Source organism: Marivita sp. (assembly GCF_020055675.1).
Taxonomy (GTDB): domain Bacteria; phylum Pseudomonadota; class Alphaproteobacteria; order Rhodobacterales; family Rhodobacteraceae; genus Marivita.
The window spans coordinates 1-25,234 of sequence record NZ_JAIPUS010000030.1; the positions used below are offsets into that span (position 1 = coordinate 1).

The following is a 25,234-nucleotide window of genomic DNA, read 5'->3' on the forward strand; positions in this document are numbered from 1 at the left end:
ATACCCCCCAACAGGAGGCGCGCCATGTCTGACACAATCCGATTCACCCTCGACGGGAAAGAGGTCGAGGCCCGGAAGGGAATGACCATCTGGGAAGTGGCCAATGGCCGTGGCCTTGTCATTCCGCATCTATGTCACAAGCCTGCCCCCGGCTATCGCCCCGATGGCAATTGCCGGGCCTGCATGGTGGAGGTCGAGGGTGAACGTACGCTGATCGCGTCCTGCATCCGCGAACCATCCGAAGGGATGGTCGTGACGAGCAATTCGGCGCGCGCCGAAAGCGCGCGGAAGATGGTCATGGAAATGCTTATTGCCGACCAACCCGAGCAATCGCAGGCGCACGACAAGTCCAGCCACATGTGGGACATGGCCGCGATGCAGGGTGTCACATCAAGCCGCTTCCCCAAGCTTGAAGACGGGCACATCCCGCTTCTGGACGACAGCCATGTCGCGATGAGCGTGAACTTGGATGCCTGTATCCAGTGTGGTCTGTGCGTGCGGGCTTGCCGCGAAGTTCAGGTCAATGACGTGATCGGTATGGCGGGACGTGGTCACAACGCCTATCCGGTTTTCGATTTCGACGATCCGATGGGCGACTCGACCTGCGTGGCCTGCGGCGAATGTGTGCAGGCCTGCCCGACAGGCGCGCTGATGTCCGCGACCGTGCTGGACGACCAGCAGGTGGGCGACAGCAAGGATTACGACAGCGAGGTCGAAAGCGTCTGCCCGTTCTGCGGCGTCGGCTGCCAAGTTTCGCTCAAGGTCAAGGATAACAAGGTTGTCTATGTCGAAGGGATCAACGGCCCGGCCAACGAAGGCCGGCTCTGCGTCAAGGGGCGGTTCGGGTTCGATTACATCCACCACGATCACCGTCTGACCAGGCCACTGATCCGGCGCGCCGATGCGCCCGCCAAGGGGCTGAACGTTGATCCGGACAACTGGAAGGAGGTGTTCCGCGAGGCGTCCTGGGACGAAGCCCTGGACGTGGCCGCGAACGGCCTGAAAGGACGGGGGCGCGAGGTGTCTGGTTTCGGCTCGGCCAAGTGCACCAATGAAGAGGCGTATCTGTTCCAGAAATTTATCCGGCAGGGCTTTGGTCACAACAATGTCGATCACTGCACGCGGCTGTGTCACGCGTCTTCGGTGGCGGCGCTTCTGGAGAATGTCGGATCGGGGGCCGTGACGGCGACGTTCAACGAGATTGAGAACGCCGACGTGGCGATCGTGATCGGCGCGAACCCGATCGAGAACCACCCCGTCGCCGCGACCTACTTCAAGCAATTCGCCAAGCGGGGTGGAAAGCTCATCGTGATGGATCCGCGGGGCCAGGCGCTCAGCCGTCACGCGACGCATATGCTGCAATTCCGCCCCGGCGCGGATGTGTCTCTGCTCAACGCGATTTGCCATGTGATTGTCGAGGAAGAGCTTTACGACCGCCAATACATCGAGGCCTATACCGAGAACTGGGAGGCCGAGAAGGCGCATCTGGCGGATTTTTCGCCCGAGACGATGGCCGATATCTGCGGCATCGATGCCGGGACGCTGCGCGTCGTCGCCCGCGATTTCGCAACCGCGCAGGCGGGGATGATTTTTTGGGGCATGGGCATTTCCCAGCACATCCACGGCACCGACAATGCGCGCTGCCTGATCTCCTTGGCGCTGATGACGGGCCATGTGGGACGGCCCGGTACCGGGCTACACCCGCTGCGCGGGCAGAACAACGTGCAAGGCGCCTCCGATGCCGGGCTGGTGCCGATGTTCCTGCCGGATTACCAGTCGGTGATGGATGACGGCGTGCGGTCTGCCTTTGCCGAGGTCTGGGGATCGGAGGATTTCTCGGACCAGAAGGGGCTGACCGTAACCGAGATCATGGATGCGGTGCATGATGGTGACATCAAGGCGATGTATATCCTTGGCGAAAACCCGGCCATGTCCGATCCGGATGTCGAGCATGCGCGCGATGCGCTGGCGAAACTCGACCATTTGGTGGTGCAGGATATCTTCCTGACCGAAACCGCGAATTATGCCGATGTGATCCTGCCTGCGAGCGCCTTTGCCGAGAAGTCCGGCACGGTCACCAATACCAACCGTCAGGTGCAGCTGGGCCGCGCTGCGGTCACGCCGCCGGGCGAGGCGCGCGAGGATTGGGCGATTACAACGGAACTGGCGCGGCGCTGTGGCATGGACTGGCAGTATGACAGCCCGGCGGATGTGTTCGCGGAGATGAAGCTGAACATGGCGAGCCTGGACAACATCACCTGGGAGCGGTTGCAGGCGCAGAATGCGGTCACCTACCCGTCGCTGTCGCCAGAGGATCCCGGTCAGGCGATCGTGTTCGGCGATGGCTTTCCCCGGCCGGAGGGGCGGGCGCGGTTCACGCCTGCGTCGGTGATCGCGCCGGATGACGTGCCCGACGCCGAGTACCCGATGATCCTGACCACGGGGCGGCAGTTGGAGCATTGGCATACCGGGTCGATGACGCGGCGGTCGTCTGTTCTTGATGCGGTGGAGCCGGAGGCGAATTGTTCGCTGCACCCCAGCACCCTGCGCAAGCTCGGGGTGGACCCGGGCGGGCATGTCCGGCTGACCACGAAGCGCGGGTCGGTTGTTGTCATGGCCCGGATGGATCGGGCGGTGGCCCCGGACATGGTGTTCCTGCCCTTCGCCTATGTCGAGGCGGCGGCGAATATCCTGACCAATTCGGCTTTGGACCCCTATGGCAAGATCCCGGAGTTCAAGTTCTCGGCTGTCCGGGTCGAAAAGGCGGAGGACAGCGCGGTGGCGGCCGAGTAAGCCGGGAACCGGAGCGTGGCGCAGCGTGTTTCCCAAGGACAAGATCCAGGAGACACAGCATGACCCGATTGATCCTAGCCGCAGTTCTTGGCCTTGCCGGGCCCGTCCTTGCCCAGACCGGAGAAGAGGGCGGCGGCACGGTAGACAGCCGTGATGCCACCTTCCTGCAATCGGTCGAGGACATGGACGTCGTGACCGCTGATGGTGACAAGATTGGCGAGATTGAAGAGATTCTTGTCGACAATACGGGCGTACCGGCCGGGTTCCTGCTCGAAGTCGGTGGTTTTCTCGGGTTGGGCGATTCGGATGTGAGTGTACCGCTTGACGCCCTGGCCTGGGATGGCACCGCTTATGTCAGCAAGATGACGCTAGAGCAGCTCGAAGCGCTGGCGCCATTCGACGAATGAACCCGCAGGGGGAGTGTCCCCTCTGCCGGAAGTCCTGGGACGGCGGGCCGCTGCTTTGCGCGGTCTCCCGGGTCTTGTCGTGTCCGGCGCCCGAGCGTATCGGTGATCACAAACCCCATCGGTCGCGGGGCTGCACGTTTGGTTCAGGCTGATGCGTCGATGGACTGGATCGACTGAAATCCTTCGAACTGCGGCGTGCCTTCATAGAGTGGGCGGCTTTCCCCGGCGCGGGCGTGCGAGGCGCGGAATGCCTCGCTCGTGGTCCAGGCGCGGAAATGTGCCTCGGTTTGCCAAACGGTGTGCGATGCATAAAGCACGCGGCCCTCGTCCTCGGGACCCTTGAGCATGTGAAACGACACGAACCCCTCCATGTTCTGCAAATGGCTTTCCCGGTTGAGCCAAAGCTCTTCGAACTCTGCGGCGTTGGCGACGGGAACGGTAAAGCGGTTCATTGCGAGATACATGGCGGTCTTCCTGTATGTGTGTGTCCGGGGTAATTTATCTGCGTTGACCAGCAGGGAAAAGGCGCGCGCGCGCTGGATCAGCCCGGTGGCCGTTGGCCGGTGCGGCGCGAAGAATGTCCAGTCCGCCCCCTACTCTCCGGCCTGTTTGGCAGGTATAGACATCCTATCGCAACAGAAAGGACGCGCGACATGGCGCAGATCAATTCGGAACGATTCCTGGCAGACCTGCATGAATTGCGCCAGTTCGGAGCGTCCGGTGTGGGCAAGGGTGTGGTGCGCCCGGCGTATTCCGAGGCGGATATCGCAGCGCGGGACTGGTTGGCGGGCAAGATGCGCGACGCGGGGTTGCGTGTGCATGTCGATCCCGTGGGATCGGTTTTCGGATTGGCCGAGGGGCCATCCTTGCTTTTGGGATCGCATTCGGACAGCCAGCCCGAAGGCGGATGGCTGGACGGCGCGCTGGGCGTGATCGCGGCGCTGGAAGTTGCCCGCGCGTCGGTCGAGGCGGGAGGGCCGCCTGTATCGGTCGTGTCATTTCAGGACGAGGAAGGCCGGTTCGGCGTGACCACGGGCAGCGCGGTTTGGTCTGGCAACCTGCCGCTGGACAAGGCGGACGGGTTGACCGACCGCGATGGTGTGACCTTTGCCGATGCGCGTGCCCTGATGCCCCATCGCGAAGATGCGTTTGTCGACCCCGCTCAATTTTCCGGCTTTCTGGAGATGCATATCGAGCAGGGTCCGGTGCTTGACCGGGAGAGCGATGCAATTGGCGTGGTCGAGGCGATTGTCGGCATCCGCGACATGAAGATCACGCTGGAAGGTGAGCAGAACCACGCGGGCACGACGCCGATGCAAGGCCGGCGCGATGCGTTCCAGGCGCTGTCGCGGTTCAACACGCTGATCGCGGAGCGGTTTCAGAACGTGGTCACGCCGAGCACGGTCTGGACCATCGGGCATGTCACGCTGCATCCCAATGCATCGTCGATTGTGCCCGGGCGGGTGACGTTCTCGATGCAGTGGCGTGACGGAGATGCGGACCGCCTGGGCCGGATGGAAACGATCATCCGCCAGACGGCGGAAGACGTTGCGCACTCCGGCGGGTTCGATCTGAGCTTCGGCCCGATGCTTGGGCTCGAGCCGGTGGATATGGACGCTCGGCTGCATGACGCGCTGGCACACTCTGCCGAAGCCGAGGTGTCTGGACGTTGGCGCAAGATGCCGTCGGGCGCGCTTCACGATGCGACGAACGTGTCCAAGATGATGCCGGTTGCGATGCTCTTCGTGCCGTCGATCAACGGGATCAGCCATGCTTTTGGCGAGGATACGGACGAGGCCGACCTGGTGACGGGATTGCGCGTCCTGGCGGGGGCGGTGGGCCAACTGGGTTAGCCCAAGCTGACCTTGCTCAGGAAGATATGCCCCGCGCCGTTGATCGTCTTGATCAGTCGCGGGGTCTTTGCGCAGAGGGGGGGCCGGACATCCGAGCCGCCGGGATAAGTGGTCGTTCGGCGCAAGCGCGGCATGATGCTGCCGATGTCATCGCCGCCTGTCTCTGGGCGCGGATTGACTGATGCGTCGTGCCGTCCCGTGCCGGCGTCAGAAGCCACGCCATTCGAACACGCGATAGGTGCGGGTTGTGACCGCTTGCATCCAGGCGCCGTAGTTGACCTTTTGGGTTTTGCCGACATTCGGCGGCCAGGGGTCAAGGACGGTCAACACCAGGTTGGCACCTTCACCCGAACACCCCGAGATCACGACCATATGGCCAGGCGATCCCTTGCCTTCCACATATTGATCGGCTTTCCAAAGCATGTCGAACATCAAAGGGCTGCGTGCCAAGGTGTCCCGGATCAATTCGGGGCTCCACGACATCGGCGCATGACACGTCAAACCGTGAATGGCACCGTATTTCGTGCCCTCGACCACACCCTGATGCGTGCTGGAGTAATTGAGGAGGCCGCCGCCGGATCCTATCATGCTCTTGGGCGTCTTCTTGACCACGGCGGCGACCGTGCTTTTGACCATCATCGCCGTCGAGGCCGCCCAGCATTGTGTTTTGGTGGGTTGCGCAATGAGTTGTATGGGAAACGAAATATTTTTCGGGCCACCGGCGGGGAACAGTTTGGACTTTGTCTTCGGGCCGACAATCCCGTCCACCGAAAGCGGCGGATTGGCGGCTTGAAACTTTTGGACCGCTGCCGCGGTTTTGGCGCCGAATATTCCGTCAACCACGAGTCGCGGCACCGGGTTCAAGAGTTTGTTCAGCCTTGCTTGGATATCCCGCACTGCGGGATCACGGGAACCCTGTCGATAAAGAGGTCCGGTCATGGTACTTTCCTTCCGGGAAATCGTCTTGTGAAAAAATCATGGGCGGGGTCAGATGACCTTGGGTAATGGGAGAAATGTCGCCACGAATTCCCATGCGATCAAGAAAAAACAGAAAGCCGGGCAATGCTGCACCACAGCGTCATCGCGCCGTGCGCTGCGCCGCTATCGGGATGCGCGCGTGCGGGTGTCCGGGTGCCTGGATCAGGCCACGGGGGCGCGCGTCAATCCGAGCTTTCGAGAAAGGCGGCCGGGCTGTCACGCAGCGCGGTTTTGGTGCGGCTCCAGGATAGGTGAAGCTCTTGTGCGAGTTCCGCCAGGGTCGCATCGGAGGCATCGGGGACTGTGTCTTGCAGATTGCGCAAGCAAGCGTTGAGGTCCTGCGCGCCGAACACAGCCGCAGAACCAGCCATGCGATGCGCCTCGCTGGCAAGGGAACTGCGGTCGGTGTCTTCCGAAAGGGTGGTCAGAGCAGCGATGAAGCTATTCATCTCGGTGACGAGGTCATGGTAGATATTGCGCAGCATGTCTTCCGGCACCATTTCGACCAGCTGCTCAAGCACCTCGGCATCCAGAAGCGGTGAGTCATCCTCCTGTGCGCCGGGGACGGCCCCTGGCGACGCATCCCGCGCCAGAGTGGTTGAGAGGGTCTGCCTGAGGCTTGCAAAGCTGAGCGGCTTGATCATCACGTCACATATGCCTGCGGCCTGAAACGCGGCGATTTCTTCGGGCATGGCATGAGCGGTGGTGGCGATGATCGGCACATCAGCTGCAGCACCGCCCCGCGCACGGATCTGCCGAGTCGCTTCGATGCCGTCCATGCCGGGCATCGAAATGTCCATCAGGATCGCATCGAAGGCACGCGTCTGCGCTGCCAAAACACCCTCATGCCCATCATGGGCTTCGAACACGCGATGCCCGTCGCGTTCCAGCATCTCGCGGGCAACAATGCGGTTCGTCGGATTGTCCTCCACAACGAGGATTTCCATGGGAGCCAGCCTGGTTTCCTCCTGATCGGGCGGCGTGTCCGCAGCTGCCAGATCTTTTGGCGCATCGGCGGATTCTGCGGGCAGAGAGAGCGGCAGGCGGAGCCAGAACACGCTGCCTTCGCCGGGTTCGCTCTCTGCTCCAAGCTCGCCATTCATCAACTTTGCCAGGCGTTGCGAGATGGCCAGTCCCAACCCGGTGCCGCCGGTTGCGCGCCCGTAGGATGCGTCGACGGTGACGAAATCATCGAAGATCCGTTCGACATCCGCTTCGGCGATACCGATGCCGGTGTCGGTCACGCGGATTTCGACCGCATCGAGTCCCTCATTGCAGTCGGCTTCGACGGTGACGACCCCGTTGCGTGTGAACTTGAGCGCGTTGCCGACGAGGTTCAGCAGGATTTGCCGGATCCGGTTCCGATCGCCGAAGACCTCGTGCAGGGCTGGGCTTGGCGGGGTCAGCCGGAGCTGGTTGGCCCCATCCAGCGCCTGGCCGGCCTGGCCCTCGACGATCTCTTCGAGCAGCAGCACGAGATCGAACCGGCTTTGTTTCATCGACATCTTGCCGACGTCCAGCCGCGAGATTTCCAGCACGTCATTGACATGGGCCAGAAGCGTTTTTCCGGAATTTCGGATGATGCGCAGATAGCGCCTGTGGGGGGCGTCAAGCGTCGCCGGGTCGAACAGGTCCAGTGTGCCGAGGATGCCGTTGAGCGGCGTGCGCATCTCGTGGCTCATCACGGCCAGCAGGTCCGCCTTGGACTTTTCGCCGGCCACGGCGCGATCCCGCGCGTCGCGCAGGGTGTTCTCGGCCTTAACACGATCCGAAATGTCGCGGATGAAACCGACGATGATGTCGCCTTCCGGACCCTTGGCCGCGGCCAGCGCGAGGTCGACCGGGAAAATCTCTCCTTTGCTGTTGCGCGCCTCAAGCTGAACGATGCCCTTGCCGATCACCGACGCTTCTCCACCTTCACGGTACCGTTGCATGCCATTGCGATGCATCTTCTGCATGTGTTCGGGAACCATGAGTGGACCCATGTCGGCCCCGATCACCGTGCCGCGCGAATAGCCGAAAGTGCGTTCCGCGGCTTCGTTGTATTCGATGATGCGGCCATCCATATCGGTGACCACGATCGCATCGAGCGATGTCGAGACGATGGTTTTCATCCGGTCGCTCATCTGGCGCAGGTCGTTTGCCGAAGCCTCGATCCGCTGGACCATGCGCACGAGCAGCACGATCATTGCCAGCAGGAGAACCAACAGGGCCAGGGCGAGCAGTGCGATATCGAGCAGCGTGCGCGAGACCGAGGCGCGCCGCTCGTCGCTGAGCCGCGAGAAGATCTCGATCCCGGCGATGGCGGTTTCGCGGAGCAACCCCTGCGCCGCGCGCGCCTCCCGGGCAAGCTCGTCGAGCTGGGCACGCAGCGCGCTGTCGCCGCCGTCGATGATCGGGATGGTTTCTTGAAAGAAACCGCCAAGATCGACTAGAGCCGCGGCAACGCGCTCGTCTTCGCGAAGCTCTGCGTAGATCGGACTGTCGCGCAGCGTCGCGTATCGGCTGTAGAAGATGTCAAAGCGCAACCGCACTGCGTCAAGATCGGGATTTTCGGCAAAGTGCTGGCGCGCGGCTTCGGTTTCCAGCGCCTTCGCCTCGACTTCGGCCTGCGACAATGTCCACTGGACATTGTCCGAATTGGCCGTGGCCAGCGACCGCAACTGTTCGCGCACATCGGAAACAAAATAAAGCAGGGTTGCCAAAATCACCAAGGCCACGAAGACGATGAGTCTCCGCAGCCCGGCCTTGTCCTTGATCATCAACCGCGGCCCGCTCTGTTTCACGCGTCGATTCTTCCTCCTGTCGGGGTTGGCGTCAACGCGTTACCTCAAGGCGGTCAAGTTGCCAGATGCTTCGAGAATAGTACACTTCCGACTGGAACTTCGGATCAGAATCATAGGGATAGACAATCCAGAGTGGCCCTTTCTCGCGGATCGACATGGGTTTGCCGTTTCGTTCAAAGGCGAGCAGGGCGTGATCATCCGAGGCATCGGCCCGAGGGACCTCGACGGCGTAATCATTGAGCGCGGTGGCCGTCAGATCACCGCCACCGGCGCCCACAGCCTCGACCAGATCGACGAGCGCGACGCCGGTAAAGGTCTGCACGCCCTCTGTCCAGATCGTCGTCGTCGTGATCGACGTTTTGTCAAACTCTTCGAGCATCTCCCGATCGAAATGCGCCTCGGCCCCGACATTGCTGTGGGTGATGTCGCCGCTTATGCGCAACAGCACGGGTCCTTCGGGTGCTGCCAGCGGATTGGCCGTGGCCGCGACACCCCACAAGATTGACATCGTGAGGAGTGCACCGGTCACTGCGTTATGCAAGCCCGTCATTTTATTTACCTTTTCTCGTTAACACACTCAGAGGTTGCACCGTTGCACGAAACGTCCATTCTGTCGCTGGTTCTGCGGTATAGTACACCTATACTTTTGGATAGTTTAATTATCAAATGGGACAAGTGGCACATCTCTTGCGACAATGCGCGTCTGAAGGAAATTTCTTAACTTTGTCCAAAGATTGCCACCATTGACCAATAGTGAGGCTGCACAATCCCGCCGAACGGCTCGACCTGCCTGATGTCCCGTAAGGCGGCGCAAAAGGCAGCTTGTAAAGATTGAATTGAGGTCAACGTAATGCGCATCCTTGTGGCTGACGATCACGATCTGGTCCGAGAGACCATCGCGGCCTTCCTGATCGGGGAGGATATCGACGAAGTCCGTTGCGTGGCGACGCTTGACGAAGCGATTACCGCGACAGAGGAAAGCGGAAGTTTCGACCTTGTTCTGCTCGACTACCACATGCCGGGGATGCGTGGACTCGAAGGTCTGGCCCGGATGAAAACGGTAAATGCGGGCCAGCCCGTCGCGATCCTGTCCGGCACGGCAAGCCGAGACGTCGCCGATACCGCGCTGAAGGCCGGGGCGCAGGGCTTCATTCCCAAGACGCTTGGAGCCCGGTCCTTGCTGACGGCGGCCCGGTTCATGGCGGCCGGCGAGATCTTCGCGCCTTTCGACTTCATGAACCAGGCGGACGAGTGCGACGGGGTGTCTCTTTCGCCGCGCGAACGCGCCGTGCTGCGCGGCATCTGCGAGGCGAAGTCGAACAAGGAAATCGCCCGCGACTGCGACCTTCAGGAGGTCACGGTCAAGCTGCATGTCAAGACATTGAGCCGGAAGCTGGGTGCGCGCAACCGGACCCACGCGGCCATGATCGCCAGAGACCGTGGACTGGCCTGAGCGGCCTTCCGGAGCACAGATGGAGCCGTCCATTCCGACATGGTCGGGGGTCCGTCTGTTCGTGCCGGCGCTGACGCAGGAACCGGTCCAGGAGGGGCTGCGCCTGCTGTCGATGGCATTGATGCTTGCCGTACTCTATCACGGTGCGCTGCTGCCCTACACGCATGGCAACACCTACGACGCCTTCATCCACATGTTCTTTGCGGACAGCTATAATCGCAGCTGGTTCGACGTGTGGGAACCGCGCTGGTACACGGGTTTTGCAACGACATCCTATCCGCCCGGCACGCATATGGCCCAGGCGGCGCTGATGAACATCATGCCGTTGCGCGCGGCGTTCATCGTCGTTCAGCTTGGTGGGCTCGTTCTGCTGACTGTCGGGGTCTACCGCTTTTCGCGGCTGTGGGTCGGGGACCGTGCCTCGGGCTATGCCGCGCTGATGCTGGTGCTGGCGTCGTCGGTTTCCGAGACAGTCCACCTGTTCGGCCAACTGCCGACGATCTGTTCGCTCGGGCTGTTCCTGAATGGTTTGCCCTGGGTTTTTCGCTGGATCGCGCGGGGTGGCTACGGCAATCTTTTCGCGGCAACGGCCTTGGCCGCCGCCACCACCGCCGCGCATCATGTCACGACGATTTTCGGCGGCGTATTGTTCGTCTTTCCGCTCGCGCTGCATGCCTGGGTCATTTACCTGCGGTCCTGCAAAACGACTGGACGCCCGTGGTGGCGGCGCCTGTCGATCTGGTTGCAACCTGTCGGGCGCGGCCTGGTTCTGGGTGTGTTGATGGTGGGCGCAATGGTGTTGACCGTGTTTCCCTACTGGGCCTGGTCGGTCAGCGATCCAATCACTCAGGTATCGATCCCGCATGGATCGCGAGAAAGCTTTATCGAGCGTCCGGACCTTGGATTTGTCTTCTTCGTGCTGCCCTGGGGCCTTGCGCTGCTGTTCTTGCCGTATGTGCTCTTCAAGACCTTGACCACCCGGCTCTGGCCGCTTGGTGGGGCGGTATTTTTCTGCTTCGTGCTGGGCACGGGCGGCACGACTCCGGTGCCGCGCGCGATTCTGGGCGGGGCGTTCGATATTCTCACCCTCGACAGGTTCACCTTTTGGGCAACCATCCTCATCCTGCCCTTTCTCGGACTGATGCTGGACAGCCTGCTGCATGGCCGGTCGCGGCGTATCCTGCGCGAGGCGCTTGGTGCCTTGCTGCATCGCGGCATTGTGGCAAGCCTGTTTCTGGGCTTTGTTGCCATGTCGATGCTGGCGGCCATTCTGCCATCGTTCCGGCCGACACAGCCTGACTTCATTGATCCCGCGCCCATCGTCCAGTTTCTCGACTCCGACCAGCATTACCGCTGGCGCTACCTGACGCTCGGGTTCGGCGACCAATTCGCGTATCTCTCGGCCCAGACCACGGCGCTGTCGGTTGATGGCAACTATCATTCCGCGCGGCGTCTGCCGGATCTCACGCGCTACTCGGTCGAGCGGCTCGAGAACGCGAAATACCTGGGTGTTCCCGGTCTTGGATCGCTCCGTCAGTTTCTGGTCAACGCCGAGCGGTACAATCTGAAATATGTCTTTGCCAATGACGCTTTCTACGATCCGCTCTTGTGGTTTTCGGGATGGTCTCCGCTGAACCGTCTGCAGAACGGCGTGGTGGTCTGGGAACGGCCCGACATGCCGCCGCTGCCGCGCCACCAGCCTCGGCGGTCGTTTTCCGTTGCACAGCAGATGATGTGGGGCATCCTGCCGCCTGTTGCGCTGACTGTCGGGCTGGTCATTCTGCTTGCCGCAGCTGTGGCAAGCGTGCGCAGCGCGCGTCCGGCGGATGTGCCGCCCATGGCGATGGCCGACAGCTATCCCGATCCTGCGCGGGTGCGTGTGCTGGTTGTTGGGCTGCTCGCACTGGCCGTCTGTGCGGTGGCGGCCATCAGCGCGCGCACCGTGATCGAGATGCGCAAACCTTTGTCTCCCGAGAGCGTCATCGCCCGGTATTTCGGCCATCTCGACTTCCGGCGGTTCGAGGATGCGCATGGTATGCTCGACCCCGTCACGCGCGCCAATCTCGAGGACTCGCTTTTTGCCTGGCGCTGGCGCGGTGGGCTGATCGCTTCTTATGGCAAGCTCGACGGTCTCAGGATCATCACGCTTGACGTGCAGGGTGATCTGGCGGACGCGGTGGTCGAACTTGATTGGCTGACCGCATTGGAACTGGTGCCGGAAAGACGCGAGGTCCGGCTGGTGCAGCGGGAGGGCCAATGGTTCGTCATCCCCGAAGACCTGAGGCCGTGGCAAACGCCCGAACGGCTGTTACGTGCGCCTCAGGTCGCCTGGACGACGATGGGGCGACGTCAGCCGCTGCCGGATAGCGACCTGCACCGCGATCAGCTGGACAGGCCGCGCATCGTCGTCAACGGCGCCAACCTGGTACGTCTGGACGGTCTGCTTTCGGTTGTCGGGCAGGTCACGAATGCCGACGCGGATCCCGCCCATGTCACGCTTCATGCCGATGCACTGGCCAATGGTGTGAGCCAGTCCCGCCAAGCGGCAGGAACGATTGCCGCGCATCGTTTGCGCCCGGCCGAAAGCGCCGGGTTCCGCGTGACGTTCGAAAATGTCCTGTCGCTTGAGGATGCAGAGGCGCAGGGCGGGTTTGATCCGACCTCGTTCATTCCGCCGGAATTCGACACGCGCCCCGATGGGGCCGCAATCGACGTGCGCACTGTGGTGCGCACGGATGGGCATTATCGCGGCATCGCCCTTACGGGGCTCGATTTCGAAAAAACAGCCCAAGGGCTTGTTCTTGAGGGTCTTGCCAGCAACACCGGAATCGAAACCTCGACCATCTCGTCGGTGCAGGTTCTGCTTTATGACATGGATGGCCGGCCGGTCTGGGCCGAAACCGGGTTTCTGCGCGGCAACCTGTACCCGGGGCAGAGCGAGCCGTTTCAAGTGGCCGTGCCGGAGTGCGATCAGATCGAGATCGTGGCGGCGATCCCGCCCGAGACGATCATTGCGAATGGCGGAAGCCAGTACGCCGATCTCGATCCACCGGGTGCCGCCACGGCAACCTGGCCGCTTTCTGGCCTTGGCGGATGTTTATCTGCGCGCCTGCATGTTTCGACCATGACCTATGCCCCGCTGGATTGAGGAGACCAACATGCCGCTCAATGTGTTTCGGTGCATTTTCCTTGGTGGGCTTCTCGGGGCCGCGCCAGTTGCTGCTGATAGCGCCTGGCAGGCGGACGCCTTCGGGCTTTACCGGTCTGGAACCGACGCTGCGCGCGACCGATGGTCCGGGCTTCGCAATGGCGCAAACACGTTCCTGCAGGCGCCCGGCGCCTTGGAGCGCCTGCATTTCATTGCCGGGCCGAAAAGCGCCGTGGCCGGCAAGGACCGGGTGCATCTTGTCGTTCTTGGCTTTGACGCCGATGGAAACCTGGTGGCAGACGGCACGCCCATCCGCATTGCGACGGGGCAGGGTGACCGGGTTACGCGCGACACCGCAGGTGGTATTGCCGATGTGCTGCATCGCCCCTCGACTGTCGCCGGGACCTACGTCGCCGGGGCAGAGACCGACAAGGTCCAAAGCCTGCGAGCCACCTATCGCGTGACCGCCGACCTGGGCAGCATCCAGCCGTGGATCGCCCCGCAGGACCCTGTCCTGCCGGAAACACTGGCGGACATCCGGCTGCCTGACCTTGTGGACCGATATGGCAATCCGGCCGAAGACGGCATCGGACTTAGCGTGTGGCTGACCGACAGTCGCGGACAAGGCGCCCGTCTGACCGGGGAGGCGACGGGAGGCGCAGGATTGGCACAGTTCATCGTGCGTGACATGACGGGCGGGCTGGATGCGCAGGCCTTTCTCGGAGGTGTCCCCAGTGAACATCGCGCGGTTGAAAGCCTGCCGCTGCGGCCGGATGGACCGCCTTTGCTGCGCCAGGAACCAATGCCCGATATCGGCGCGATACGCCTGCTCGTCGGACCATTCCGCACGGCGGCGGGACATTTGATGGGCGATGGCGTCGCGGTGCGCTTGTCGGTGTCACGGGACGGGACCGCTGCGCGGGTTCATGACACTTGGGTGCGCGACGGCATGGCCGAGGCCTTGTTGCCCTGGCCTGCGGGACAAACAATCGCGGTACGCGTCGAAAGCCCGCTGGGCGCGTTCGAGACCGAGCTTTCTGGTGCGCCGTCTCGGGATGGGAAGGTGCAACCATGATGGGCTGGAAGACACTTGGCTTGGGTCTGGGGGTCGTGTTGGTATTCGTGGGTGCGCTGATGGCAACGGCGCGCGCCTTTGATGCCGCCGCCGAACGCGAGACACTCTATCGTTATCTCGACGACGTGCTCGACCCGGTCGCCGATACCGAATGGACCCATGATTGGGAACCTCCGCAGCGCGTGCTTGCGCGACCGATCACCAAAAACGACGAGGTTATCCTTGGCGCCCGCATTGGCGAGGCCTGGTCTGCCTTCGGGGTTGCACAAAAGACCGGCGAGACAGCCATCCTTGCCGATTGGTTCGGCGGCGTGGCGCTGGAACGCGCGCAGCATGCGGCGGCCACGGCCCATGCCGATGAAACGCGGATGGCGATGCTGCGCCAGACGCTGAGACCGGAATTCCATCATCTGGACGGATCGCTTGTCCAGCTTGGGTCAGAGACGCTCACGGTGCGCTATGCACCAGATCACTATGATCTTGCGCAGGATACGTTCCGCACCACCCTCCTGCGGCGGTCGACGGGGTGGCACGTGATCGGGCATGAGCGGCTTGCCAGTGCCCCTGTCGACCCGCCCGACGCGCCCGTGGCCCTCGAAGGAAAATTCGTGGGCGTGAACTACTATCCGGCTCAAACGCCCTGGTCCCTGTTCTGGCCGGGCTATGATGCGACGATCATCGCGGAAGACCTGCGTCTTGTTGTCGATCTGGGCGGCAACGCAGTGCGGATGTTCCTGCCTGTCGACGATTTTGCGCCCGGATCCGACCTTGAGCGCAACTTGGCCAATCTTGGTGATTTCCTTCGTCAGGCAGAGGCCCTCGGGCTTCAGGTCATGCCGACGCTTTTCGACATGAAGGGCAATTACGATATCGCCACATGGGACGCAGATCTCGTGAAGCTCGATGCTGTGCTGCCGGTGCTTGCCGCCTCGCCGGCGGTAACGGTCATCGACATCAAGAACGAGCCCGATCTTGATTTCGAAACCCATGGAAAGGCCAATGTGCTTGCCTGGTTGCGCACGATGGCTGCCGAGATCAGGCGCGGTGCGCCGGGCATCCCCCTGACGGTGGGATGGGCCTCGGCCGAAGCAGCCGACCTTCTGGTGCCGCACCTCGAAGTGGTCAGCTATCACGATTATGCGCCCCTTGAAGGCACTGCCGACAGGCTCGCGGCGGTGCGCGCTGCGGCAGGTGACAAACCGGTTCTGGTGACCGAGATCGGCGCATCGGCCTGGTCGTTGACGCAGGATTTTCCGTCCTCGGATGCGGCACAGGCGCGGGATCTTGCAACACGGCTGGACGGATTGACCGATGCGGATGGCGTCCTTCTGTGGACGCTGCATGATTTTCCCGACCCCGACAGCCGCGCGGTCGGATCTTCCCTCTGGGTCAGGGGACTCCAGGCCCGATACGGGATCTACGACGAGACGGGCAAGCCGCGCCCCCTGGCCGCAATCCTGCGCACCACTTTCGATAAAATTCTGAACGGAGAAAAGTGATGGCACGCATGCTGAAACTGGCCCTCGTCTCGGCCTTCCCGCCGGGACGTCAGAGCCTTAATGAATACGGATGGCACCTTGCCCACGCGTTGGCCGAACGGCCGGATGTGGCCGAGGTGGTCATCATCGCCGACATCCTTGACGATCCGAAGCCCGAAGCCAGCCTGCCGGCCAAGATCCGTGTCGAGCGGGTCTGGCGCTTCAACCGGGTCGGCACGGTGGCGACCTTGCTTGGGGCGTTGCGCCGCGTGCGGCCCGACGGGGTGATCTACAATCTGCAGATGGCCAGCTTTGGCGACCGCGAGCTGTCTGCCGCTCTGGGCCTGTTCGCTCCGATGTTGTCGCGTGCGATGGGCCTGCCGAGCGGCGTGATTGCCCATAATCTCGTGGCGGGCGTCGATCTCGAGAACACCACGCTGCGCGGCAAGCGGCTGCGACAGGCCGTGGTGCGCATGGGCGCGCGCGTCGTGACAGGTGCGCTGTGCCGCGCGTCCTATGTCACGGTAACGCTGCAGAGCTACGCCACCCACCTTGCAGCAGCTTATCCGCGTGCCCGAACGGCGCTGGTCCCGCATGGCACCTTCGATACAGACCAGCGCGCCTGGGTCGATCTTGAAACCCGGCCGCGACGCATCGTGACCATGGGCAAGTTTGGCACCTACAAGCGGCTCGAGACGCTGCTCGCGGCGTTTGACCGTCTGCGCAGCGATCCCGGTTTTGCCGATTACGAGCTGGTGATCGGCGGGTCGGATCACCCTGCCACCCCGGGCTACATGGACGATCTCAAGTCCGCGCGGGCGGATGATCCGGGTGTCGTCTTCGCGGGCTATGTCGCAGAAGAAGATGTGCCCGGCTTTTTCGAATCCGCGCGGCTTTCGGTCTTCGACTACGAGACGACCACGGGCAGTTCCGGTGTTCTGCACCAGACGGCCAGCTATGGCGCGGTCCCCGTCTTTCCCCGGATCGGCGATTTCGTCGATGTCTGCGAAGATGAAGGGCTTGGCGGCTACCATTATGCGCCGGGCAGCGTCGAGGGCATGGCCGAGGCAATGGCCCGACCGCTGGCCAATCCTGCCACTGCCGAAGCGCTGGCCCGTGCCAATCGCGACGCGGCCGAGGACCTGCCGATCTCGGATGTTGTCGGATGGCATGTGGATCGGCTGCGCGCGCTGGTGGAGGGCGCAAAGCTGTCTGACATCACTCTGCCGGGACACCGGGGCGGGCAAGCAGGCAAGGTCGCGTAGCGCGCCTCCCGCAGGCCATCACGCCCGGCAACGCACCGCATCAAAGACCGGACGATCGTCTGGGAAACGGCGCTCATTCAAAGGGGGAATCCCCGGCGATCGGGCGCCGTTTTTGCGTCTTGGGCCGCGCGGAAGACGGTTCGGTCCGGGTGCCGGATTTGCCGGTCTGCCGGCTGAACGAGACAGCTCATCTACCCTTTCGCATAGGTGGTTTTCAAACCTGAGATGGAGCGTGTCCAAACGGTCCGAGGACCATCCCGAAGAGCGACCCGCTGTCCGTCCGGTCGGTGGATTTGAGCCGGTTTAGCGCGCATTCCAACTTCAGACATCGGTGTAAGACACGCCGTTGGACGTTGACGCAAAAAACCTCTGCCAAGGGAAGATGAGAAATGACCGATCTGAGCCGTTACCGGGAATTTGCCACGCAGCTTTCGACTGCCGTGCAGCCCTCTGCGACTGCACCCACCGAGCCTGTTGCGCCCAGCCGTGCCGTCATCGTCGTGCCTTGCTACAACGAGGCCGCCCGCCTTGACGTAAAGGCGTTTCTGTCGGCCTTGCCGAATTTGCCCGGGGTTGATTTCCTGATGGTCGACGATGGCAGTACCGATGGTACGCACTTCTTGCTGGAGAGCCTCGCTTCACAGGCTCCCGACCGTGTCAGCGTTCTCATGATGGACAGCAACAGCGGCAAAGCCGAAGCGGTGCGCCAGGGACTGTTGGCGGCAAGCTCCCGCGGGGCGGCCTTTGTCGGTTTCTGGGACGCCGATCTTGCCACGCCTCTGCACGCCATTGGCGATATGCTGCGTCTGGGCGAGCGCTTTGACGATGTCGCGGTGATCTTCGGATCGCGCCGGTCCATCCTCGGGCACCGCATCCGCCGCGATGCCTCGCGCCGGATGGTTTCGCTGATCTGCAACCTGATGGCGCGGCTCGCGCTGGGCATGCCGGTGGGCGACACCCAGTGCGGCGCCAAGCTTTTGCGCAACACATCTCAATTGCGCCAGGCGCTGGAAAAGCCCTTTGCCGCCGGCTGGCTGTTCGATGTCGAACTCTTCGCCCGGATCGCTGCGCGCGTCGCAAACCGTCATGATGCCTTCTACGAGCAGCCCCTTGCGGAGTGGCACGAGGTTCCCGGCTCGAAAGTGTCGGCACGGGCCGTGCTGCGCGCCGGGACGCAGATGCTGCGGCTCATCGCGCTGAACCGGTTCGGGGTGTCGTCGCATGTCTGACGCAGTTTTCACCCAGTCCGGTGCGGCGGCGCGCGCACGACTGCATCCCCTTTTTCTGATCGGTCCGGTCACCGTAATATTCCTGTCGGCCAATCTGGCCAATGCGGGCAATCTCGCCTTCAATATGCTGTTCAGCCGCTGGATGGGGCCAGAGCTGTTCGGCGAACTGGCGGTGCTCCTGACGATCAAACTGGCTGTGCTTGCCCTGCTCAATGCCGTGCAGATGGCGGTGTCACGCCATGTCGCCGAAGGCCGCCCCGATCTTGGGGCGCTCAAAAGGCTGAACAGTATCGCACTTCTGGCCGGTTTTGCCGCCTTGCCGGTCATCGCGATGACGCTCTGGGTCGGCGGGGTCGGGGAGGCGCTTGGCCTCAGCCATCCCGGGTTGTTGTTGATCCTGGCCGCCGCGCTGCCCTTCGCCACGCCACTTTGCCTTGCACGCGGTGTCGCTCTGGGGCGCGTTGCGGTCAAAAGCACGGTCCTGTCCACCCAGGTCGAGATGGTGGTCCGCCTGGGCCTTGGCGCATTGGCCTGGCAGGCCGGGTTCGGCATCGAGGGCGTGACCGTCGCGATTGGCCTGTCCATCCTTGCCGGCTGGAGCGTGATCGGGCGGGACGTGAGTGATTTTTCGGATTCGGCGCAGGGGGCGCGCCGTTTGGCCGAAGGACTGGCTCTCGCAGCCTTGCCCTTCGGCCTGCTGCAAGCCGCGCAGGTGATCCTTCTGGACGGTGAAGTGATCCTTGCGCGGCTTTGGCTCGAAGCCGAAGACTCGGGACATGCCGCGGCGCTGTCGCTGTTCCAGCGGATCGCCTTCTTTGCCAGCTTCGGGCTTGCGTCGGTTCTTCTGCCGGTCGTTGCACGGGCGCACAGTCGGTCGGAGCCGGTGGTCCGCGCCATCCTGCCGGTTGCTGCACTGTTTTGCGCGGTCTCCCTGCCGCTGGTGCTTGGCGCGGTGATCATACCCGAGACTCTGTTGCGCCTTGTCGTCGGTCCCGACTACCTCGCGGCGGCCCCTCTGCTGTGGAAAGCTGCCGTTGCTGCCATTGCCTTTACCGCCAGTTACCTGCTTGCCACCGCGCTTGCCGCATCCTCCGACTATCGCGGTATCGCACTGGTCGCGATGTGCGTGCCGCTTCAGATTGGCATGATGATGATGGCCGCCTATGGCGCGGCGCCCCTGCTTCTCGCGGAGCTGCTGACCATCAAGCTGATCTGCCAACTTGGCCTGCTGGCCGCGTTGCTGGGCACCTGCGTGCAGCGGTTCGGCAAATTCCCGATCTCTCTCCAGTCCTGAAATACAACTTCAAGAAAGGAAATAGCCATGAACGCAGAAGCTAACTTGACACTCTGCACCCCATACGAACAGGTCGGTGAAACGCGGCCATGGGGCCATTTCAGCAGCCTGATGCGCGGTCCGCGCTTTCAGGTCAAATCGATCGTCGTCGACCCTGGCGGCATCCTCAGCCTGCAAAGTCATGTTCATCGCATGGAGCACTGGATCGTCGTGGAAGGAACAGCGACCGTGACAATCGGCGACGAAAAGAAGCTTGTCGGCGAGAGCGGCGCGGTTTTCGTGCCCTTGGGTGCCGTTCACCGGCTTGCCAACGAGGGCAAGCTGCCCATGCGCCTGATCGAGGTGCAGGTCGGACCCTATCTTGGAGAAGACGACATCACCCGCTACGAAGACGTCTACGACCGCTCGTGACCTCTTTCAGTGTCGCGCCTCCGCCTCTTTCTTCCTTTCCCCAAACCTGTCGAGTACCTGTCATGTTGCGTTTTCTTATTGCCCTCCTGTTGTCCCTTGCCGGTCTTGCAGCCGTGCCATCCTCCGCCACAGCCCAGCCGGGCTTCAAGATGCCGGGGGCGACCGGCGGCATCTTGCGCTTTCCGAACACCAATCAGGACGAAGACGAGGGAAACGCCTTTGCCGAAGCCTGGCTCAAGCAGGGGATCCTCCTCTGGCAGGAGGGCGACATCAAGGTGCAGGCCTTCTACCTTGGGAACTTTGTGCGCGATACCGAACCCAATCCCTGGAACAACTCGGTCAAACACGGTCTTGGCCTGCAGCTTTCGACACGGGTCGGAAAGCACCTCGAATTGACGTTCAGCGGCCGTCACGACTGGTACAGCGAACGTGACACGGACAACACGCTTTCGGGATGGCGCTTTGCGGTGGACTACTATTATTACCGTCACTTCCCCGCCGAGACCGACCTCAAGGTCGGACCGCTGGACTACACGTCAAGCATCTTCAAGAGTTATGGCACCCTGGCCTATCCCGGCTCTCTTGAGGAGGACGACACAAATATCGTGCTGACCGCCGGGGGCGAGTATTCGTGGGAATTCCAGGTAGGTGAGCGTGATCTGCTTGCCGTGCCCTTTGTCGACCTGCACCTGTCGTGGGATCGTGACGCCAACAATTACAATAACAAGGCGATCCCGGCGGTCGGCGTCAAGCTACGCAAGCCAATCCATTATGGCGAGCTTTTCGGCGGTGTGAAATTCGAGGCCGACTACCGCTGGGTCGACGAAACGCTGGATACAGGACCGATGCTGTTTGCGGGATGGTACAAGGGTTGGTGATGAACAAGAGCCGTTCCTAGCGAGGGGATAGCCCGGAGATTTTCTGAAGCAATCGGCGCCCGGCAGGGTCGTGCAGCCTGCTTCAAGAAAATGCCGAAGATGAAACGCCGCGCCTTGTCGTGGTTGTCGCGGATCCGGGTTCTGTTGCACCGGTTCGGTCATGGGCTCAGGGTGATCGCCCCTTGTGGGTGTCCAGCCGCCATAGTGTTGCGAGACGCGCGGTAATGTTGATGATGATTGGCGCGGACGGAAGGATGATGAAGATCCTCACCAGGTGAAAGGCCGTCACGACGGCGATACCCTCCTGAAGTATCTTGGCCGTCAACGCCATTTCAGTGACGCTGCCGGGAGCGGTCGAAAGCACCATGACCGGCCAGGACACGCCGGTGATCCGCGACAGGCCCAAACCCATCCCCACGCAGATCGCCACCATCAACAAAGAAGACGCCACGGCACCGGTGATGAATCCGGCGGCGTTTTTCAGAAGCGCGCGGTCGAACACCGCCCCCAACCAGACACCGAGAAAGACCTGAGCGATCACCAGCACCGGATAAGGAAAAGCGGTTACGGGAAAGCTCAGGGCTGCCGCCAGCGCTGCGCCGCCGATCGAGCCCACGAAAAAGGGATTGCCGAGCCGGACGGTTCGGGCCGCGAGCGCGCCGATCACGCCGAAACCAGCCAGCATCAGCGCGCCGGTGGTGGTCCAGGGGATCGCTTGGAGCACGGCTGTGGCATCATGGGTGCCATCGGAGAGCGTTACCAGAACCGGAGGTATGAAAACGACAAGCATCATGATCCGCAATGTCTGCGCAAATATGACGGGACCCGGGGACACACCATGTCGATTGGCGAGGTTCGCACTTTCGACCGGCCCCATCGGGATCGAAGAAAGCGTGGCCGTGATAACGTCCACCCGTGCCATCCGCATGAGAAGTGCCGCCACCACGAAACCGGCGGTGATCGTAAGGACCGCCACGCTGATCATCGGAAGGAACAAGGTGGATACCGCCGCAACGGCAGCCGGCGTGAACGACAGCCCGACCGAAGAAGCGATGATCATCTGGCCGATCGGACGCGTCATCAAGGGAACCTGGACCGGCAGGTTCGAGAGGCGCACAGTGGACGCGAACACCATCGCCCCGATCATCCAGGGCAGGGGCAGATTGATCCGGTCGCCGATGGCCCCGAAGGCGAGCGCACCTGCGTAGATCAGGAGGATGTGTCTCAACTGGGCGGCACTGGGCCTAGCAAGACGCACTGCGGTTCCTCCGGTAAGTCCGATCGGCGGCAGGCCCGGTCGTCGTGTCAATCATCATAGACCAGCCGAACGCCCGCACCTGTAGAGATCGGGTTGCCCGGCGGGACCCTCGATGTTTTCGCACAGCGCCGCATCCTCGCGCGCGGTTCTAGCGGCGGGCGCAAGCGACACCGGCGGATGCCCGGCCACGGACAGGGTAGAGCAGCCCTCGATGCGGTCTGCTGCGGGCGCGGTGCCAGCGGGCGGGCAATTTGTCATGTGGCCAATAAACCAAGCCAGGTGGTGTGGCGTCAAGGTTGCCGCCGGGAACTTTTGCCAAACATCAAACCCTAGGTGGCAATCACGATGGTCGATGAGAGCATGGCACGGCTTTGCCAGGTGGATGTGCGCCGAGTTGAAAACTGGTGGTAGTGCATACGAGCCCTGTCTGATCCGTCGCGCCTGAAGGGCTTCCGTTTTACAGGCGCGGGGATCGGTGCACCTGTCCAGGATCTGGCGGGCCAACCCTCGAACGGCGCGCATCACGGGAAAAATGCGGGCAATTAGCCCAGGTTAATGAGCCGGGTCTGACCTTGAGGCACATTTTTTTCAGTGAGTGCGAACCGCGTTCATGTCCGGGTGACCAGCCTCGATCCCAGACTTGAAGAAAAGTGGGTTACGGGCTCGTCGGCTCCTGTTGCTTTTCTTGCGAAGCAAACAAGCCAAATGAGAATGCCACGTTTTGGCTTGAGGATTACGCTATGCTGCTCACCAACATGATGCGACGCGTGATACAGCGCGGCCACATCACGCTTATCGATGCGCGAGGGCGCCGGCATGAGATCAAGGGTCGAAAACCGGGGAAGCATGTCACCGTCAGTCTGCACGATACATCGCGGCACCGGAGCCTCTTTTTCAATCCTGAATTGACCTTGGGCGAAGCCTATATGGATAGGACGCTCACCGTTGAGGAAGGGGACATCGCCGATCTCCTTGCCATCCTCATGCAAAACACCGAAAATTTCGACCAGCATTGGGCCTTCGCTGTGTCCGGGCGATGGCGGTACCTCACGCGGCGCTTCGCGCAAGCAAACAATATCTTGCGGTCGCATAAGAATGTTGCCCATCATTATGATCTTTCTGATGATCTTTTCGACAGATTCCTCGATGCTGACCGCTTCTATTCCTGCGCCTATTTTGAATCGTCTCATCACGATCTGGAACGCGCCCAAGCGGCGAAGGCCCGCCATCTCGCCGCCAAGCTGAGGCTCGAAGCGGGATGCAATGTGCTCGATATCGGGTCTGGCTGGGGCAGTCTCGGCGTGCATCTCGCCAGGCTTGGCGCGGGTCACGTCGATGCGGTGACCTTGTCGAGTGAACAACAGAAATATGCGCAGGACTGGTTGAAGCACGAAGGCCTCTCTGATCGGGTCGACTCCAAGGTGAAGGACTACCGCGATCTGCGCGGCCCCTACGACCGGATTGTCTCGGTGGGCATGTTGGAGCATGTCGGCGTCGGTCACTTCCGGGAATATTTCGAGAAGGTGCGCGACCTTCTGGCCGATGACGGTGTCGCTGTCATCCATGCAATCGGGCGCTTCGGCCCCGGCGGATCGACCAATCCATGGATCGCGAAACACATTTTTCCGGGCGGCTATATTCCCGCCCTTTCGGAAGTGCTCCAAGTGATAGAAAGCGTCGGCCTGTTCACGACCGATATCGAAATCCTGCGCCTGCATTATGCCCAGACGCTGCAACGCTGGCGCACGCGCTTCCACGACAACTGGGACGATATTGCAGACCTCTACGACGAGCGCTTCTGCCGGATGTGGGATTTCTATCTCGCCGCTTCGGAGATGAGCTTTCGGTATGGTGGGAATATGGTCTTTCAGATCCAGCTGGCGAAAGATCAGAACACCTTGCCGTTGACACGCGACTACATCACCGACTGGGAGCGCGAACATCCGGTGGAGCGTCAACCAAAGGACGTCGCAGCTGAATAGAGCCGTGCTTTTTGTATTGGGACGGCGGATGCCAGGCACCCTGTCATGACTGTATGTCGGCAAGTTACCCAGCCTTTTTCATCGTATCGGGAAAGAACCTATGAAAGCTGATTTCAATAAAGCCGCCAAAACCGCAAAAGATTACTACGACAGCGCAGATGCCGATGCGTTCTACGCCGCGATCTGGGGTGGCGAGGATATCCATGTTGGCCTCTATGAAAGTGACGACGAGGATATCGCCGAAGCCTCGGCGCGAACCGTGCGCCACATGGCGTCAAAGCTTGATCTGAAGCCCGGCGCACAGGTGATCGATATCGGTTCGGGCTATGGTGGCGCGGCGCGCTATCTTGCGCGTGAGAAAGGCGCGCATGTCACCTGCCTGAATGTTTCGGAAAAAGAAAACGCGCGCAATCGCAGGCTGACCGAGGAAGAGGGCCTTGAAGACAACATCGAGATTGTCCACGGCGTGTTCGAGGACATGCCGTTCCCGGATAACAGCTTTGACGTGGTCTGGAGCCAGGAAGCCATCCTGCATTCCGGCGACCGCAAACGCGTGCTGAAAGAAGTCGCGCGCGTGCTCAAGCCCGGTGGCGATTTCATATTCACGGATCCGATGCAGGCGACCACGTCGGATGACGCGTCCGATTACCAGCCCATCTATGACCGGATTCATCTGCCCGATATGGAGTCGATCGAGGTCTATAAAACCACGCTGGAGGACCTTGGTTTCGAGACGGTCGAGATCGAAGACCTGACCCATCAGCTACGCAATCACTATGCCCGTGTGCGCAAGGAACTGAAGTCGCAGCGTCACGCGCTCGAAGACAAGATCTCCTCGGACTACACCGACCGCATGCTCAACGGGCTGCAACATTGGGTCGATGGGGCCGATGCCGGACACCTCTCCTGGGGCGTGCTTCACTTTCGCAAGCACTGAATTTCTCAA

18 protein-coding genes and 1 pseudogene are annotated in these 25,234 nt (G+C 61.9%); 14 read left to right on the top strand and 5 right to left on the bottom strand.

From position 1 onward, the window contains the following. The first annotated feature begins 24 nt into the window (after positions 1-24). The gene (gene fdhF / locus LCF59_RS14925; RefSeq protein WP_292288415.1) at positions 25-2,793 is read left to right on the top strand and encodes a formate dehydrogenase subunit alpha; all 2,769 of its coding nucleotides are present in this window, start codon (positions 25-27) and stop codon (positions 2,791-2,793) included. 59 nt (positions 2,794-2,852) lie between these two features. Next, a complete protein-coding gene (locus LCF59_RS14930; RefSeq protein ID WP_292288416.1) occupies positions 2,853-3,200 on the top strand; it encodes a PRC-barrel domain-containing protein in 348 nt (115 codons plus the stop codon). Positions 3,201-3,343: 143 nt separating this feature from the next. Here the strand turns inward: LCF59_RS14930 and LCF59_RS14935 are convergent, their stop codons facing one another. Next, positions 3,344-3,664 carry an antibiotic biosynthesis monooxygenase gene (locus LCF59_RS14935; protein ID WP_292288417.1) on the bottom strand — a complete coding sequence of 107 codons (321 nt, stop codon included), beginning with the start codon at positions 3,662-3,664 and terminating at the stop codon, positions 3,344-3,346. A 189-nt stretch (positions 3,665-3,853) separates the two neighbouring features. Between LCF59_RS14935 and LCF59_RS14940 the strand changes: the two genes are divergently transcribed. Next, a complete protein-coding gene (locus tag LCF59_RS14940; protein WP_292288418.1) occupies positions 3,854-5,053 on the top strand; it encodes a hydantoinase/carbamoylase family amidase in 1,200 nt (399 codons plus the stop codon). A 207-nt stretch (positions 5,054-5,260) separates the two neighbouring features. On the opposite strand, the gene LCF59_RS14945 is transcribed toward LCF59_RS14940, so the two are convergent. The 3 genes from LCF59_RS14945 to LCF59_RS14955 all read right to left on the bottom strand — a co-directional run bounded on the left by LCF59_RS14945 (position 5,261) and on the right by LCF59_RS14955 (position 9,346). Next, positions 5,261-5,992 carry a peptidoglycan-binding protein gene (locus LCF59_RS14945; protein WP_292288419.1) on the bottom strand — a complete coding sequence of 244 codons (732 nt, stop codon included), beginning with the start codon at positions 5,990-5,992 and terminating at the stop codon, positions 5,261-5,263. 221 nt (positions 5,993-6,213) lie between these two features. Next, positions 6,214-8,817 (bottom strand): ATP-binding protein, encoded by a 2,604-nt coding sequence (locus LCF59_RS14950; protein WP_292288420.1) that lies wholly within the window; start codon positions 8,815-8,817, stop codon positions 6,214-6,216. 31 nt (positions 8,818-8,848) lie between these two features. Then, positions 8,849-9,346 carry a molybdopterin-dependent oxidoreductase gene (locus LCF59_RS14955; protein ID WP_292288421.1) on the bottom strand — a complete coding sequence of 166 codons (498 nt, stop codon included), beginning with the start codon at positions 9,344-9,346 and terminating at the stop codon, positions 8,849-8,851. A 321-nt stretch (positions 9,347-9,667) separates the two neighbouring features. Here LCF59_RS14955 and LCF59_RS14960 point away from each other — a divergent pair, with 321 nt between their 5' ends. From LCF59_RS14960 to LCF59_RS15000, 9 genes and pseudogenes are all read left to right on the top strand, one after another. Next, positions 9,668-10,270 carry a response regulator transcription factor gene (locus tag LCF59_RS14960; RefSeq protein WP_292288422.1) on the top strand — a complete coding sequence of 201 codons (603 nt, stop codon included), beginning with the start codon at positions 9,668-9,670 and terminating at the stop codon, positions 10,268-10,270. A gap of 19 nt (positions 10,271-10,289) precedes the next feature. Further along, a complete protein-coding gene (locus LCF59_RS14965) occupies positions 10,290-13,418 on the top strand; it encodes a hypothetical protein (protein ID WP_292288423.1) in 3,129 nt (1,042 codons plus the stop codon). Positions 13,419-13,428: 10 nt separating this feature from the next. Then, positions 13,429-14,493, top strand: coding sequence for a hypothetical protein (locus tag LCF59_RS14970; RefSeq protein WP_292288424.1), 1,065 nt, complete (start codon positions 13,429-13,431; stop codon positions 14,491-14,493). Then, complete coding sequence (locus LCF59_RS14975) at positions 14,490-15,992, top strand: hypothetical protein (protein ID WP_292288425.1); 1,503 nt, start codon at positions 14,490-14,492, stop codon at positions 15,990-15,992. Before LCF59_RS14970 ends, LCF59_RS14975 begins: the two co-directional genes overlap by 4 nt. Next, positions 15,992-17,236, top strand: a complete 1,245-nt coding sequence (locus LCF59_RS14980) for a glycosyltransferase (RefSeq protein WP_292288426.1) — start codon at positions 15,992-15,994, stop codon at positions 17,234-17,236. Before LCF59_RS14975 ends, LCF59_RS14980 begins: the two co-directional genes overlap by 1 nt. Before the next feature lie 389 nt (positions 17,237-17,625). Then, the gene (locus tag LCF59_RS14985; RefSeq protein ID WP_292288427.1) at positions 17,626-18,465 is read left to right on the top strand and encodes a glycosyltransferase; all 840 of its coding nucleotides are present in this window, start codon (positions 17,626-17,628) and stop codon (positions 18,463-18,465) included. Further along, complete coding sequence (locus tag LCF59_RS14990; protein ID WP_292288428.1) at positions 18,458-19,759, top strand: hypothetical protein; 1,302 nt, start codon at positions 18,458-18,460, stop codon at positions 19,757-19,759. Before LCF59_RS14985 ends, LCF59_RS14990 begins: the two co-directional genes overlap by 8 nt. A gap of 78 nt (positions 19,760-19,837) precedes the next feature. Beyond that, positions 19,838-20,170: pseudogene (locus tag LCF59_RS14995) on the top strand (cupin domain-containing protein); the annotation flags it as partial. A gap of 62 nt (positions 20,171-20,232) precedes the next feature. Continuing rightward, positions 20,233-21,048, top strand: coding sequence for a hypothetical protein (locus LCF59_RS15000; RefSeq protein ID WP_292288429.1), 816 nt, complete (start codon positions 20,233-20,235; stop codon positions 21,046-21,048). A gap of 166 nt (positions 21,049-21,214) precedes the next feature. On the opposite strand, the gene LCF59_RS15005 is transcribed toward LCF59_RS15000, so the two are convergent. Next, the gene (locus LCF59_RS15005) at positions 21,215-22,306 is read right to left on the bottom strand and encodes an AbrB family transcriptional regulator (RefSeq protein ID WP_292288430.1); all 1,092 of its coding nucleotides are present in this window, start codon (positions 22,304-22,306) and stop codon (positions 21,215-21,217) included. 740 nt (positions 22,307-23,046) lie between these two features. Here LCF59_RS15005 and LCF59_RS15010 point away from each other — a divergent pair. Continuing rightward, positions 23,047-24,288 (top strand): cyclopropane-fatty-acyl-phospholipid synthase family protein, encoded by a 1,242-nt coding sequence (locus LCF59_RS15010; RefSeq protein WP_292288431.1) that lies wholly within the window; start codon positions 23,047-23,049, stop codon positions 24,286-24,288. A gap of 100 nt (positions 24,289-24,388) precedes the next feature. After that, positions 24,389-25,225 (top strand): methyltransferase domain-containing protein, encoded by an 837-nt coding sequence (locus LCF59_RS15015; RefSeq protein ID WP_292288432.1) that lies wholly within the window; start codon positions 24,389-24,391, stop codon positions 25,223-25,225. Positions 25,226-25,234 lie beyond the last annotated feature (9 nt).

Coding starts and splice junctions, on each gene's coding strand:
- LCF59_RS14930 (WP_292288416.1), top strand. CDS start 2,853: ATGACCCGATTGATCCTAGCCGCAGTTCTTGGCCTTGCCGGGCCCGTC.
- LCF59_RS14945 (WP_292288419.1), bottom strand. CDS start 5,992: ATGACCGGACCTCTTTATCGACAGGGTTCCCGTGATCCCGCAGTGCGG.
- LCF59_RS14980 (WP_292288426.1), top strand. CDS start 15,992: ATGGCACGCATGCTGAAACTGGCCCTCGTCTCGGCCTTCCCGCCGGGA.
- LCF59_RS14970 (WP_292288424.1), top strand. CDS start 13,429: ATGCCGCTCAATGTGTTTCGGTGCATTTTCCTTGGTGGGCTTCTCGGG.
- LCF59_RS14990 (WP_292288428.1), top strand. CDS start 18,458: ATGTCTGACGCAGTTTTCACCCAGTCCGGTGCGGCGGCGCGCGCACGA.
- LCF59_RS14940 (WP_292288418.1), top strand. CDS start 3,854: ATGGCGCAGATCAATTCGGAACGATTCCTGGCAGACCTGCATGAATTG.
- LCF59_RS14965 (WP_292288423.1), top strand. CDS start 10,290: ATGGAGCCGTCCATTCCGACATGGTCGGGGGTCCGTCTGTTCGTGCCG.
- LCF59_RS15010 (WP_292288431.1), top strand. CDS start 23,047: ATGCTGCTCACCAACATGATGCGACGCGTGATACAGCGCGGCCACATC.
- LCF59_RS14935 (WP_292288417.1), bottom strand. CDS start 3,664: ATGTATCTCGCAATGAACCGCTTTACCGTTCCCGTCGCCAACGCCGCA.
- LCF59_RS14975 (WP_292288425.1), top strand. CDS start 14,490: ATGATGGGCTGGAAGACACTTGGCTTGGGTCTGGGGGTCGTGTTGGTA.
- fdhF (WP_292288415.1), top strand. CDS start 25: ATGTCTGACACAATCCGATTCACCCTCGACGGGAAAGAGGTCGAGGCC.
- LCF59_RS15000 (WP_292288429.1), top strand. CDS start 20,233: ATGTTGCGTTTTCTTATTGCCCTCCTGTTGTCCCTTGCCGGTCTTGCA.
- LCF59_RS15015 (WP_292288432.1), top strand. CDS start 24,389: ATGAAAGCTGATTTCAATAAAGCCGCCAAAACCGCAAAAGATTACTAC.
- LCF59_RS14985 (WP_292288427.1), top strand. CDS start 17,626: ATGACCGATCTGAGCCGTTACCGGGAATTTGCCACGCAGCTTTCGACT.
- LCF59_RS14960 (WP_292288422.1), top strand. CDS start 9,668: ATGCGCATCCTTGTGGCTGACGATCACGATCTGGTCCGAGAGACCATC.